Raw genomic sequence first — 14,930 nt, 5'->3', positions numbered from 1 at the left:
TGATTGTATTATTTTCTTAATAACGAAAAATGTCCTCTTCTAGTAAATGTTTTTCCGTTTCTATCTGTAAGTTCTATATTGAACCAATAATCGTTAGAAGGTAAATTTCTTCCATTGTAAAGTCCATTCCATCCTTCTCCATCAATTTGTAAGGAAGTTATTAATTTTCCGAAACGATCGAATATACTGATGTTACTTTTAGGGTAGAAAAAAGAATTGGTTCCTCTAACATTCCATAAATCATTAACTCCATCATTATTTGGGGTAAAAAAGTCTGGGAATTCTAAAACAGAAACATCAAGTTGAGCAACACCACAATTGTTCTTATCTCTGATAAGAATGGTGTAAATTCCCCCTTGTAAATTTTCAAACTTAGGCGAATCTTGAAAGTCTATCACAATTTGATTGGTTTCATCTTGTAAAGCAAATTCATAATCACCAATTCCTAAATTTGTACTAGAGTTATCAATTGTTATACTATTGTTTTGAGAATCATCTACAATAGTAACATCATTTTGATTTACCGATGCGATGATGGATTCGTTCACGATTATAGTTTTAGACCTTCTACATAAAGTAGTGGTATTTATAGCAGTTACTTGATAAGATCCACCTCTAGTTAAATCTAATGTTTGGTTATTTCCAATTACAGTTGGATCGCCATTTCTAGTCCATTCGTAATTATAGTTTCCATCAGGATTTTCAGCTTCAATACTAGAAAGATTATTCAAGCATAAAATTTGAGGCGAAGTAACATCAAAATTAGGTAATGGTAGTGTTCTAATAAAAAGTTTACTTAATCCAGTACAATTGTTATTGTTTCTATTTACGATTTTAACAAATACAGTTTGTTGAGTATTTGCAGGAATATTGGTGTTTCTGTAGTTTCTGATATCCGTAATTTGATTTGTAACAATATCTCTATCAGTTTCATTTTCAAAGAATAAAATATTTAGATCATTTCTTATGGCTGGAGCGAAAAGATCTTTGATTTCAGTTTCAGCATTGGAAAGATCAAATACTGTAATTCCATCAGTATCGTCATTGTTAGAAGTGTCATTTCCATCAGCATCAAGAAAATCGTCACAAGCTGTAAATTCTTTATCGTAGACAATATCCGCTGCGAAATTGATAGTGATATCAAGTTGAGATATTCTAAAACAGCCTTTATCAGATATGGTTCTAACCCAAACAGTGTCGTTATTATTTGCAGAATAATTAACAGGATCAGTAATTTCAGCAGAATCAGCTATAGCATCAGGCTGTGTAGGATAATATTTAAAGGTTTCGTTGGTATGATTATTAGAAATATTAATCTGTGCTTGTGTTAAATTGATAGTTGCAGCAAGATCACCGTCATTTTCACATTGTTCAATAAGTACATTAGGATTAGTTAAAACAGGTAAAGGATTAACAACAAGTTCAAACGGTAGAAAACTAGTTCCGGGTTCAGAAACTGTAAAACAATCGGTATTTGCTCTATTTTCTACTCTTACATATATAGTCTGTTCGTTTGTTGTAGTATTTCTATACGCGGCGTTTTTGTCAATACGATCAGTAGTATTATCAGTTTGTGCTCCGGAAAGTGAGGTATGATAAGTTACATTGTATTGAGCTGCAGAAAGACTACCTAAAATTTCATTGTCTTTTGAAGAAAGTATAAAATTGTTGAAAAATCCATCTGTATCACCACCATTTGCGGTATCATCACAAGCTTCATAATCTACAGGTTGAGTTGGAATAGGAAGAGAACTTACATTTAACATAAAAGAGGTTACATCAAAGCAAACATCAGGATTTCCGTTGTTGTGAATACGTGCGTATATAGTTTGATTGCTATTTGGAGAAGGATTGGTGTAGGGATTTGGTAATGCATTAGCCGTATTATTAGAATTTGCATCTCCAATATCTGAAAAGTAGACAACTTCAAACTGACTAGCAGATTGTGTTCCTAAAATTTGAGGATTAATATCGTTTTGTAAGTCAAAACTATGTAAACCATCACTATCGGAATCACAGAAGTCTATATTAGTTATATTGTTAGCAATGGGAACTGGTAAATAGGTGATTTGGATTTCATCCTCAGCTGTATTTCCAGTATCATCAGTTATAATTACTTTATAAATTCCAGATCTATCATCGTTTATAGTTAATGTAGCGGCATTTTCTCCTGGAATTGTAGTAAATCCTGATCCTGTATCTATTTGCCATTCGAAAGCAGTTGCTGTACCTCTAGTAGGAGTTCCATCTAATGTAATTGGAGTTCCATTACATTGTGCTTGATCGGGTCCTAATTCACCTGTAACAATAGAACAATCTGTTACACCAGCACCAGCAATACCAAAGTTAGTTTGTTCCAATTTTATTCTACCAGGAAGATTGTCGAAATTCGTTATTAATAGCACATAAAATTCGCCTGCCTGAGCATTATTAATGGTAAAATTTTCTATTGGAGAAGGATCAAAACTACAATCTACAATATTAGTTCCGTCTAAATTATCTGTATAAAAATTAGAAAAGCCTGGAGTGGTATTCGTTTGACAATCAATGGTAACTCCTGCAGAATTTACACATGTTCTAGCCAGAGAAGTACAATTACTATCAGGAGTAGCAAATGGTCCCCAAGCTACAAAATCAACATCAATTCTTCCACCAGTTGCGTTTCCAGCAGTATCAAAATCTGTAGCTTGAATAATTTGAAAATTTAAATTTCCACTATTTTGAACTCTAATAAAAAACCATGCAGGATTTGGTGTATTGGATAAACAACCAATAGGTCCACTATCAGGAATATTCACAACATTATCAAATATTTTTACTCCTCTACTATCCGAACACATCGGCTCAGCAGCATCACACGTTGAAGCTCCATCTTGAGCATTTATTTTCAAAAGAAAAATAAATAAAAAAGAAAGAAAAAGTATTTTTTTAATCATAGTTTCATAAAAGTAGAGTTTGTAAGTTAAACTAAGTTTTAACCTATGTAATATAACAGTTAAAGTTAATGAATTCCTACTTTTTAGACTAATCCTTTACTTTCTTAATAGTGAAAAGTGCCCTCTTCTAATTAATGTATTTCCATTTCTATCAGTAAGTTCTATATTGAACCAATAATCGTTAGAAGGAAGGTTTTTACCATTGTAAAGTCCATTCCATCCCTCTCCATCAATTTGTAATGAAGTTATTAATTTTCCAAAACGATCGAATATACTGATGTTGCTTTTAGGGTAGAAAAAAGAATTGGTTCCTCTAACATTCCATAAATCATTAACTCCATCATTATTTGGGGTAAAAAAGTCTGGGAATTCTAAAACAGAAACATCAAGTTGAGCAACACCACAATTGTTTTTATCTCTGATAAGAATGGTGTAAATTCCCCCTTGTAAATTTTCAAATTTAGGCGAATCTTGAAAATCTACTACAATTTGATTGGTCTCATCTTGTAAAGCAAATTCATAATCACCAATTCCTAAGTTTGTACTGGAATTATCAATTGTTATGCTATTGTTTTGAGAATCGTCTACAATAGTAACATCATTTTGATTTACTGACGCGATGATGGATTCGTTCACGATTATAGTTTTAGATCTTCTACATAAAGTAATGGTATTTATAGCAGTTACTTGGTAAGATCCACCTCTAGTTAAATCTAATGTTTGGTTACTTCCAATTACAGTTGGATCGCCATTTCTAGTCCATTCGTAATTGTAGTTTCCATCAGGATTTTCAGCTTCAATACTAGAAAGATTATTCAAGCATAAAATTTGAGGCGAAGTAACATCAAAATTAGGTAATGGTAGTGTTCTGATAAAAAGTTTACTTAATCCAGTACAATTGTTATTGTTTCTATTTATGATTTTAACAAATACAGTTTGTTGAGTATTTGCAGGAATATTGGTGTTTCTGTAGTTTCTGATATCCGTAATTTGATTCGTGACGATATCTCTATCAGTTTCATTTTCAAAGAATAGAATATTTAGATCATTTCTTATGGCTGGAGCAAAAAGATCTTTAATTTCAATTTCAGCATTGGAAAGGTCAAACACAGTAATTCCATCAGTATCATCATTGTTAGAAGTGTCATTTCCATCAGCATCAAGAAAATCGTCACAAGCTGTAAATTCTTTATCGTATACAATATCCGCTGCGAAATTAATAGTGATATCAAGTTGAGATATTCTAAAACAACCTTTATCAGATATGGTTCTAACCCAAACAGTGTCGTTATTATTCGCAGAATAATTAACAGGATCAGTAATTTCAGCAGAATCAGCTATAGCATCAGGCTGTGTGGGATAATATTTAAAGGTTTCGTTGGTATGATTATTAGAAATATTAATTTGTGCTTGTGTTAAATTGATAGTTGCAGCAAGATCACCGTCATTTTCACATTGTTCAATAAGTACATTAGGATTAGTTAAAACAGGTAAAGGGTTAACAACAAGTTTAAAAGGTAGAAAACTAGTTCCCGGTTCAGAAACTGTAAAACAATCGGTATTTGCTCTATTTTCTACTCTTACATATATAGTCTGTTCGTTTGTTGTAGTATTTCTATACGCGGCGTTTTTGTCAATACGATCGGTAGTATTATCAGTTTGTGCGCCAGAAAGTGAGATATGATAAGTTACATTATATTGAGCCGCAGAAAGACTACCTAAAATTTCATTGTCTTTTGAAGAAAGTATAAAATTATTAAAGAATCCATCTGTATCACCACCATTTGTGGTATCATCGCAAGCCTCGTAATCTACAGGTTGAGTTGGAGCAGGTAATGCAGTAATAGATAATTTAAATTGAGTTATATCAAAACAAGCATTCACAGCATCTTTATTGTGAACACGAACAAAAATATCTTCTGAAATAAAAGCAGTGGTATTCGTGTATGGAGAAGTAATTGCGTTTGTAGTGTTATTATTTTCGGCATCAGCTCTATCAAAATAGTAAAATACTTCAAACTGGCTAGAACTTAATGCTCCTAAAACCGTAGGTGTTACATCAGTATCAAAATCAAAAGAATTAAAACCGTCACCGTCAACATCACAAAAATTAATATCAGGTACACTACTAGCAGTTGCAGGAGCAAAAACTTCGATAGTAAATGTACCTTCTAATTTTGTAATTTCTCCACAGTTATTAGTAAGATTTACAGTTAAAGTGTAGGTTCCATTATTACTTGGATCTATATTATTCAGGGTTAATTTGGGTTGATTGGAAATGGTTGTTGTTGTAGTTCCGTTATTGAACGTCCATTCGTAAGTAATACCAGAACCCGTTACAGAGCCAGAATCAATCTCAATGGTGTCGCCAATACAATATTTTCTGTCTTGATTGTTGATGATTTCTCCAGAAGTTAAATCGATAATCTCTATAGGTAATAATAATGAAGAAATAAACGGAGGTAATCCTTGGGTTGACAATTTTCCTCCTAAATCGATAGCATCTTTTGTAAAGATAATATCTCTAGCTTTTGCTGTTGGATTTTCAATAACATCTAAATTAGGATCATCACCTCTAGGATCATCAAAAGCTAAGGGAATAGTTACATAGATTTTACTATCAGGACCTAATTGTAAACCGCCTCTAAATCCTGTTTCTTGGTGAATTAAACTTTTAGAACCTGGAATATCAGTTTCATTTAAATCAAAATGAAATAAACTATAAGTTGTTGGAGGATCATTTAAATCAAACCTAAAACTAGAAACAGTTGAGATGTATAATTTTCTTGAATCAACAGAAAATTCAACACCATAAGGACCACCATCGGAAACTCTGGTTAGAATGATTTCAGAACTAGGATCTACAGTTCCGTTGGTTGCATTAAAGTTGTAAAGATTAGCTGTTCCTAATTGATTGGCCACTGCAAGTTTAGTTCCATCAGGAGAAAGTTTTAAATAACCTCGAGCAGTAGTCGTAGTTGTTACTGTAGAAATTACAGGAGTCGTATTTACCCCAGTGTCATCAACTTTAAACGCATGAAAAGTATTGTTAACAGCAGAAACTACCCAAAATGTATCACACTCAGTTCCTCGAACTGCCGCTACTTTTTCAGACCAAATATCTGCTAAACTACCAGATAAAGGAATTGGACCATCTACAACTTCACCAACACCGCCATTCTTTGAGATATCAATAGTGTAAAGATTCAATCCTCTACCAGGTTGCCCAGGTCCACTAGGTCCATCGTCAACAGTAAAAAGATAGTAAATAGAGGTAGACTTTGGCTTTGGTATAATCATACCAGATTGACTACTAGAAGGATTTCCTAATAAGTCAATCGCTGGTCTTCCATCTGAATATTTCATTACATCGTGGTTTTTATCCCAAACTGTAATTCCATCAGAGTAAAATAGAAGATTTCCATTTTCATCAGAAAATGTAGAACATCCTTCTAAAGTATTTATTTGCCCGTCTGTTAAAACAGTTGGTGGAGATGTGTTGAAATCGATACCTGCATTTCTACCAAAGTACCAAATATTAGCTTCTTTTTGAGCATAAATATTTGTACTTATGATAACGACTAATAGTAATAAGGCTTTTTTCATTTTTGAACGTCCCAATTAGAGGAGATCAAAAATAAGGAAAACTACCTATAAATCACGCTTTTTTAACAAGGCGTAAGAAAGATAAACAAACAAAGCAGTCCAAAATAAAACGATAATTATGTCTGTGTAACGCACTGAATGATCTACTACAATATCCTCTCCAATTTGACGCGCAACTGATTTTACAGCTCCAAGTCTGGTAAAAGGTTCACGTATTAAATTAGATATAGCTTCTAAAGGAAAAAACTGCATGATTTCATTCGCGTGAGAAAAAGCTTGTTGTTTTAAATGTTTAAAATTCCATAATAAATATCCTTTAAATAAACTCTCTACAACTAGCCAAACAATCATTCCAGCAACTGCAAAAGCAGATCGTTTAATTAAAATACCTAAGAATAAACCGAATGAAAAGAATCCTACTAACTTTATGAAGAATGCTAACAAATATTCTAAGTCTGAAAGAATAATGCTTATCTCATTAAAGTCTGAATAAATTAATCCTAATACCAATGAAACTACAAAAACAAATATTGTAGAAATTAAAGCAAAGGCTATAACGGTGTAGAATTTAGAAAGTATAAATTCTTTTTTGCTTAGTCCGTCTATGAGGTTTTGTTTCAGGGTTTTATAGCTATATTCGTTAGCCATCATTGATACGATAACTAATAGAAGGAAAAATTTTAAAATAGCAGCAATGTAAGTGTTAAAATGCCATATATAAGGAAAGTTAAAAATACCTTGATCGGCTAAATGAAACTTTATAGGACCTATATTAAATTTAATAGCAGCGATTAGTGCTATTGAAGTCAATAGTCCGAAATATATTAGTGATAAAACTTTACTTGCACGATTGTGCATTAGTTTATGAAATTCTATTTGTAAAAGACGTAGCATAGTAATTTTTTTAGTAGTTAGTAAGGTTAAGGAATTGTTCTTCAAGGCTAGGCTTTCGTTTAACTAAGTGAGAAACGATAATTCCTTTTTCAAACAAGTATCGATTGATGTCAGTTGCAGAAGTTTCGTTTTCTAAACGAGCAATAATTAAATTGTCTTCAACATTAACAGTAGCAATATCATAATAGTTTTTTAAAGCATTAACTAGAGCTTCTTGGTCACCATCAGTTTTAACTTCAATAATTCCATTAGAAGCCACCATGTTTTCTACACGTCCGCTATATAGTTTTTCTCCTTTTCTAATAACAACTACATGAGAGCACACTTTTTCTACTTCATCAAGTAAATGTGAAGCAAGTAAAATCGTAGTTCCATTTTTAGCAATTTTCTTTATGATTTGTCTAATTTCATGAATCCCTTGAGGGTCTAATCCGTTAGTTGGTTCATCTAAGATTAAAATTTCTGGATCGTTAAGCAATGCTGAAGCAATAGCAAGTCGTTGTTTCATTCCTAAAGAATAGGTTTTGAACTTACTGTGTCTGCGCTCAAATAAGTTAACGACTTTTAATTTATCATTTACATTTTCTTTAGAAACTCCTTTAATTTTACAGATAAGCTCTAAGTTTTGAACTGCTGTCATGTAAGGATAAAAGTTTGGTCGCTCAATAATTGCCCCTACTTTTTTTAAAGCTTCGTGTGTAGACATTGCTCCATTAAACCAAGAGAATTCTCCAGAAGTTTTATTAACAACGTTTAAAATAATACCTAGAGTTGTAGATTTACCACTTCCATTAGGTCCTAATATTCCGTATACATTTCCTTTTTCTATATCAAAAGAAAGATTTTTCACCGCATGAACTCGTCCAAATTTCTTGTCGAGATTTTTAATTGATAAGATAGTATCCAATCGCAAAAAGTTTAGTTAATTTCTTATATGACGAACAAGATACCAAATTGTTACTATTAACAAGCTTAGCTAAGTAAAAAAATAAAATTTTAAATTTTAGTAATGTTTTGAAATTAAGAATATTATTGTCTAATATTTGTCAAAGTCAATATCATCAATATTATCAAAATCATTAAAGGAATCGTTGAATTCAGAATCAAAATCATCATCGATTTTATCAGATTCAAAAACTTTATTTGGAGCTTCTTTAGGAACATCTCCAACGCTTAAAATAATTTTTGTCTCAGAAATTTTTTCTTCTGTTTTTTCAATTACTTCCACATAGAATGTCCACATTTCAAGAAAATCATAGACATAAATTAATTTATCATTTTGGTGAGGTAAAATTTCATTTAAAATACAAGTGGTCATAGATAAACCTACACCAGTTTCCGACATGTTGAAAAGAGGTATTTCTTCTCCTTGATTCCAACCGTTATCACTAGTGTAAAAAGAAGCCATTTCATTTCCATCGAAACCAAAAGCATTTGCTATTTGTATATGTAGCTTTTCTAATGTTTGATGCTCATCTACAACTAATGTTCTAATCACATCTTCTTCTACGTCTAATATTACTCGAACTTTGTACATTATTCAATTTTTAATCACTACAAAAATACGTATTTTTATCCTCCATAATTTTATATTGATATTTTTATCAAAAATGAATTTAGAAGAAACCTTACAAAGACTCAATTCTTACAATAAAAATACACTAATGGAAACTCTAAGTATAGAGTTTGTTGCTGTTGGAGAAGAATCAATAACAGCAAAAATGCCAGTGAATTCCACTGTTCATCAGCCTTTTGGGATTTTACACGGAGGAGCTTCTGCAGCTTTAGCAGAAACAGTAGGAAGTGTTGCTTCTTTATTTTTTTTAAAAGAAAAAGATAAAGTTGTAAAAGGAATTGAATTGAGTGTAAATCATCTTAAAAGTAAGAAAGATGGTGTGGTTTATGCTACTGCACTACCTATTCATAAAGGAAAAACAACACATTTGTGGGAAGTTAAAATCACAGATGAAGAAGATAATCTCATTTCCATATGCAAACTCACAAATATCATTTTAGATAAAAGTAAAAATAATGCTTAAGAAAGTGCTTAAAATAGTTGGTGTAATTATTATTTTAATTGTTGTAGGATTATATTTTGCTTTCAGAATTTTTACTGCTCCAAAACCTGATGCTAAAATTCTTGAAGCTTATGAAAATAGTCTTGTAAAGCCAGTTCTAACAAGTGAAACATACAATGGTTTTAATTATAGAAAGCTTTCATTAATAGTTAATGATTCTTTACCAACAATGGTTTTTGTTCATGGTACAATTGGATCGATTAACGATTTTTCAAAATATATATCGGATAGAGATTTGCAGACTAAATGTAATATGATTGCTTATGATAGAATAGGTTATAATTACAACGATGAAAATCACGTACAAGAAAGCATCAATTTTGAAAGGAATATGTTAAAAGATGTGATAAGTAATTTACCTTCTGAAAAAACTATTTTAGTTGGGTATTCTTATGGCGGACCAATAGCTTTGGCTGTTAAGGAAAAGGTTAAAAAAATTATTTTATTAGCGCCTGCTGTCCATAGTAGCGTAGAACCAATGCCTTGGATGATTAATTTTTACAAATGGAAATTAACACGTTGGCTGGTTCCAAGAATTTGGAAAGAAGCGTCTAAAGAAAAACTTTCTCATAAAAAAGATTTGAAACATTTTGAAGGCGATTGGGAAAGTACACCTAATAAAGTTGTCAGCATACACGGTTCTGGAGATTGGATTGTACCTTATGAAAATTCAAAATTATTGGAAGATCAATTTCCAGAAGATCAATTTAAGTTAGTAACAATAGATAAAGCTAATCATGGGTTAGTTTGGTCTAATTTTGAAACGATTAAAAATCAATTTTTAAAGATTTTAGATTGAAAATATTTAAAAAAATAAAATTGTCTTTACAAGATAATTTACCTTTTGTGGTTTACAGAAAACCAAACTCTAAACAAGTACAAAGTTTTTTTCAGAAAAATACTACTTTGTTTTTTTCAAATGAATTTGATGAAGAGGGTTTTGTTTTTGCTCCTTTCGATAATACTAAATCATCTATTTTAATTCCTTTGAATGAGTCGGAAGTTATTCATGAAAACTTGGATGATTTGTCAGATAATTCTAAGGTTGTGTTTGAAAGTGATTCACTTAAAAATAAAGCGGATATTCATATTGATTTGGTAAAAGATGCTATAAATGCTATTAAGAACAATCAATTTAAAAAAGTAGTATTGTCTAGAGATGAAGAGGTATTGTTAAAGGATTTTGATGCTATAACTGTTTATCAAAGGTTATTGGTGAATTATCCAACAGCTTTTTGTTATCTGTGGTTTCATCCAAAAGTAGGATTATGGATGGGAGCAACACCAGAAACTTTATTAGATATTAAAGACAATGAATTTTCTACAATGTCATTAGCTGGAACACAAATTTATAATCCTGAAAAAGAAACTTCTTGGGGAGAAAAGGAGCTAGATGAACAGCAATTAGTTACAGATTATATAACTGAAAAACTTAGAGAGGAAAGCGAGTATTTGACTGTGGATAATTTAGAGACTATTAAAATTGGAAACTTACTCCACTTACGAACTAAGATATCTGGTCGTGCCAAATATGATATAAAAAGTGTGATTAAAGTTTTGCACCCTACACCTGCTGTTTGCGGATTTCCAAAGGAAGAATCAAAATCATTTATACTAAAGAATGAAAATTATGATCGAAGTTTTTACACGGGTTTTTTAGGTGAATTGAATCTTACCGAAAACAACACGAGATTTTCTAGTCTATATGTAAATCTCAGATGTATGCAAATAAAAGAAGATAAAGCTATTCTTTATATTGGAGGAGGGATTACAAAAGATAGTGATCCAGAAAAAGAGTGGGAGGAAACTAAAGTAAAATCTTTAGCAATGAAACGAGTTCTATCATAAAAATAAAAACCACTAATGAAACTATTGTAGTTAATTAGCGGTTTTACATTGTGTAAATTGAATTTGAACTAAATCGTTTATATATCGTCGAATGAAACGTCTGTAAAACTCTCTGCAGTTTGTTCTACAAAACTTTCAGTACTCTTTTTAAAATCTTTTTGATGTCTTTCACTAATTACTTCGCTACCTTTTTGAGTAACAATGTAGTCAGTTGCTTTGTTTAACATCTCTTTAAAATCGTTAAAATCTTCTTTATAAAGATAAATTTTATGTTTTTGATAATGGAAAGATCCATCATCATGTGTAAATTTTTTACTTTCAGTTACTGTTAAGTAATAGTCGTCAGCTTTGGTTGCTCTAACGTCAAAAAAATACGTTCTTCTTCCTGCTCTTAATACCTGTGAAAAGATCTCTTCTTGTTCAACTCTCTCGCCCATAATTCAAATCTTAAAATACTAGTTAATTGTTTTTTTCACTAACAAATCTAACAAAATATTTCACTTATGCATACAAAACACTAAATTTCTTTTTCTAAAAGTTGTTGTTCATATAGTGAATTATAAATTCCTTTTTGATTTATTAATTGATTATGAGACCCTTGTTCGATGATTTTTCCTTCGTCTAAAACTATGATTTTATCAGCGTTTTTGGCAGATGATACTCTGTGGCTAATAATGAAAGTAGTTTTGTCTTTGGAAATTCGTTGCAAGTTACTAAGAATTTTCTCTTCAGTTTCAGTGTCTACGGCAGATAAACAATCATCAAAAATTAAAATTTTAGGATCTTTGATAATAGCTCTAGCTATAGAAGTACGTTGTTTTTGTCCTCCCGAAAGTGTAACACCTCTTTCTCCTAAAATAGTTTGGTATCCATTTGTAAAACCAGAAATATTATTGTGTATTACAGCATTTTTAGCTGCTTCAACAATTTCATCTTGAGTTGCATCATTTTTACCAAATTTGATATTGTTTTCAATAGTGTCAGAAAATAAAAAAGGATCTTGCGGCACAAAACCTATTTGGTCTCTAATATCATTTAAGTTTAAGTCTTTTATAGGTTGATCATCGATAAGTATTGTTCCTTCTGTGGTATCATACATTCTTGAAACTAAATTTGCAATAGAGGATTTTCCGCTTCCAGTTTTTCCCATAATAGCTATAGTTTCCCCTTTATTAACATCAAAAGAAATTTTGTTTAAAGCAGTAATGTTTGTGTCGTCATAAGTTAAAGAAACATCTTTAAACTGTATTTTTCCGTTTACATCTGTTTTTGAATTATTAAAGTTTCTAATTTCAGGTACTTGTTGTAGAAATTCATTAATTCTTTGTTGTGAAGCTTCTGCTTGCTGAACAATTGAGGTTACCCATCCCACAACAGCTACAGGCCAAGTTAAAATGTTAACATATAAGATAAACTCAGCGATAACACCGATTTTAATTTCTCCAGCTATGTATTGTTTTCCTCCTATATATAACACTAAAATATTGCTGATACCAATTAACAATATCATTAAAGGAAAGAATAATGCTTGAATCTTAGATAACTCGATATTTTTCTCTTTAGCTTTATCAGCAAGTTCATTAAAGTTATTTAAAACTGATTTCTCAATAACATAAGATTTCACCACATTGATTCCAGAGAAAAACTCTTGGTTAAATGTGGTAAGTTTAGAAAGGTATTCTTGTACTATCGTTGTTCTTTTATTAATCTGTTTACTTAAAATGAAAATAGATACAGACAACACAGGGAAAGGTATTAAAGTATACAATGTAAGTTGTACGTCTGTTTTTAACATTTTAGAAAAACCAATGGTAAATAAGACAATCATATTTAATGAATACATAATTGCTGGTCCAAAATACATTCTAACTTTTGAAACGTCTTCAGAAATACGATTCATCAAATCACCAGTTCTATTTTTTTTGTAAAAATTAACTGATAATTTTTGATACTGCTCGTAAATTTCATTTTTCAAGTCAAATTCAATTAATCGAGACATAACAATAATGGTTTGTCGCATTAAAAAAGTGAAAAAACCAGCGAGTAAAGTAATACCAACTATGATTAAAATATTGTAAAAAAGCTGCTCTTTAACCATAGATAAATCTGTCGTTTCACCATTTAAATATTCTTCAACAATATTTAAAGAGTTCTTTATGATCTCAGGTATTTTTAGTGCTAATAACTTGGATAGTACAGTAATAAGAATTCCAATAAGCAGTCTCCACTTATATTTTATGAAATATTTATTTAAGTATTGTAAGGCTTTCAATTTATATTATATAATTATTGAGTGTGTTTTTTGTTTATATGTAAAAGAAAACGTTTTCTTTTTATGTATTTTTCAATTTACAAGTCTTTTTTTGGTTTGTAATTGCAGAATCTGTATTTTAGCAGTCCTAATATTAAGGAATAGTTAAATTCTTTTTAAGTAAAACGTAATATACTATGATGTCTGAAATTATTGATACTAAAGACCTTAAAAACGATCCTGTTTTCGGACAGTTATCTTTTGACGGTCACGAACAAGTTGTTTTTTGCAACGACGAAGATACAGGTTTAAAAGCAATTATTGGTATACACAATACAACTTTAGGTCCGGCACTTGGAGGTACAAGAATGTGGCAATATAAAACAGAGTGGGAAGCTTTAAACGATGTATTACGTTTATCAAGAGGTATGACTTATAAGTCCGCTATCACTGGTTTAAATTTAGGTGGAGGTAAGGCTGTAATTATCGGAGATGCTAAAACTCAAAAGAATGATGCTTTAATGCGTAAATTCGGAGAGTTTGTAAACTCTTTAAGTGGAAGATATATTACTGCTGAAGATGTTGGTATGGAAACTAGAGATATGGATGTTATTCGCGAAGTAACTCCACATGTAACTGGTGTTTCTGAAGCTATTGGAGGATCAGGAAATCCTTCTCCTGTGACTGCTTACGGTGTTTACATGGGAATGAAAGCTGCAGCTAAATATAAATTTGGAACAGATAATTTAGAAGGAAAGAAAGTTTTAGTACAAGGTGTTGGTCATGTAGGTGAAACTTTAGTAAAGCATATTACTGATGAAGGTGCTCAAGTTATCTTAAATGATATTAATGAGGCTAGATTAGAAGAATTGAGTAAAAAATATAATGCAAATGTTGTTTTAGGGAATGATATTTACGGTTTAGACCTTGATATCTATGCGCCATGTGCTTTAGGAGCTACAGTTAACGATAATAGTATTTCACAATTAAACGCTAAAGTAATAGCTGGGGCAGCCAACAATCAGTTAGCAAATGAGTTAAAACATGGTAAAATGTTGCAAGAAAAAGGAATAGCTTATGCTCCAGATTTCTTAATCAATGCAGGAGGAATTATCAATGTTTATGCTGAAGTAGCAGGCTATGGTAAAGAAGAAAGTAAGAAAAGAACAGAAAATATATATAATACTACGCTAGAGATATTTGAATTAGCGGAGAAAGAAAATATTACAACTCACCAAGCAGCTTTTAATATTGCACAAGGAAGAATTGATGCACGTAAAAAAGAACAAAATAGCTAAGGTAAGTCGATAAAAGTTT

11 protein-coding genes are annotated in these 14,930 nt (G+C 31.1%); 4 read left to right on the top strand and 7 right to left on the bottom strand.

Annotated features, from left to right (window positions below; genetic code table 11):
* Positions 1–8 precede the first annotated feature (8 nt).
* The 5 genes from AQ1685_RS15875 to AQ1685_RS15855 all read right to left on the bottom strand — a co-directional run bounded on the left by AQ1685_RS15875 (position 9) and on the right by AQ1685_RS15855 (position 8,973).
* A complete protein-coding gene (locus tag AQ1685_RS15875; protein ID WP_095073780.1) occupies positions 9–2,936 on the bottom strand; it encodes a T9SS type B sorting domain-containing protein in 2,928 nt (975 codons plus the stop codon).
* Positions 2,937–3,032: 96 nt separating this feature from the next.
* Positions 3,033–6,542: a T9SS type B sorting domain-containing protein gene (locus tag AQ1685_RS15870; protein WP_095073778.1), complete on the bottom strand. Its 3,510-nt coding sequence runs from the start codon at positions 6,540–6,542 to the stop codon at positions 3,033–3,035.
* Positions 6,543–6,587: 45 nt separating this feature from the next.
* Positions 6,588–7,436, bottom strand: coding sequence for an ABC transporter permease (locus tag AQ1685_RS15865; RefSeq protein WP_095075098.1), 849 nt, complete (start codon positions 7,434–7,436; stop codon positions 6,588–6,590).
* 10 nt (positions 7,437–7,446) lie between these two features.
* Positions 7,447–8,343, bottom strand: a complete 897-nt coding sequence (locus AQ1685_RS15860) for an ABC transporter ATP-binding protein (protein ID WP_095073776.1) — start codon at positions 8,341–8,343, stop codon at positions 7,447–7,449.
* Between the two features lie 129 nt (positions 8,344–8,472).
* Entirely contained in the window at positions 8,473–8,973 is a 501-nt protein-coding gene (locus tag AQ1685_RS15855; protein ID WP_095073774.1) for an IS1096 element passenger TnpR family protein, read from the bottom strand.
* Between the two features lie 73 nt (positions 8,974–9,046).
* Between AQ1685_RS15855 and AQ1685_RS15850 the strand changes: the two genes are divergently transcribed.
* From AQ1685_RS15850 to AQ1685_RS15840, 3 genes are read left to right on the top strand one after another with little or no spacing between them, the layout of a single operon-like run.
* Positions 9,047–9,475 (top strand): PaaI family thioesterase, encoded by a 429-nt coding sequence (locus AQ1685_RS15850; protein WP_095073772.1) that lies wholly within the window; start codon positions 9,047–9,049, stop codon positions 9,473–9,475.
* Positions 9,468–10,313 (top strand): alpha/beta fold hydrolase, encoded by an 846-nt coding sequence (locus AQ1685_RS15845; RefSeq protein ID WP_095073771.1) that lies wholly within the window; start codon positions 9,468–9,470, stop codon positions 10,311–10,313. The genes AQ1685_RS15850 and AQ1685_RS15845 overlap by 8 nt, the downstream gene beginning before the upstream one ends.
* Positions 10,310–11,362 carry an isochorismate synthase gene (locus AQ1685_RS15840; RefSeq protein WP_095073769.1) on the top strand — a complete coding sequence of 351 codons (1,053 nt, stop codon included), beginning with the start codon at positions 10,310–10,312 and terminating at the stop codon, positions 11,360–11,362. The genes AQ1685_RS15845 and AQ1685_RS15840 overlap by 4 nt, the downstream gene beginning before the upstream one ends.
* A 77-nt stretch (positions 11,363–11,439) precedes the next feature.
* Here AQ1685_RS15840 and AQ1685_RS15835 read toward each other — a convergent pair whose 3' ends face one another.
* Positions 11,440–11,799: a PUR family DNA/RNA-binding protein gene (locus AQ1685_RS15835; protein ID WP_095073767.1), complete on the bottom strand. Its 360-nt coding sequence runs from the start codon at positions 11,797–11,799 to the stop codon at positions 11,440–11,442.
* Positions 11,800–11,879: 80 nt separating this feature from the next.
* The gene (locus AQ1685_RS15830) at positions 11,880–13,634 is read right to left on the bottom strand and encodes an ABC transporter ATP-binding protein (RefSeq protein WP_095073766.1); all 1,755 of its coding nucleotides are present in this window, start codon (positions 13,632–13,634) and stop codon (positions 11,880–11,882) included.
* Between the two features lie 176 nt (positions 13,635–13,810).
* Here AQ1685_RS15830 and AQ1685_RS15825 point away from each other — a divergent pair, with 176 nt between their 5' ends.
* The gene (locus AQ1685_RS15825) at positions 13,811–14,911 is read left to right on the top strand and encodes a Glu/Leu/Phe/Val family dehydrogenase (protein WP_095073764.1); all 1,101 of its coding nucleotides are present in this window, start codon (positions 13,811–13,813) and stop codon (positions 14,909–14,911) included.
* The last annotated feature ends 19 nt before the right edge of the window (positions 14,912–14,930 follow it).

The sequence above is a fragment of the Tenacibaculum jejuense genome, assembly GCF_900198195.1.
GTDB classification, from domain to species: Bacteria; Bacteroidota; Bacteroidia; order Flavobacteriales; family Flavobacteriaceae; genus Polaribacter; species Polaribacter jejuensis.
The sequence above is the reverse complement of the archived record's forward strand: the minus strand, read 5'-3'. Positions and strand labels throughout refer to the sequence as shown.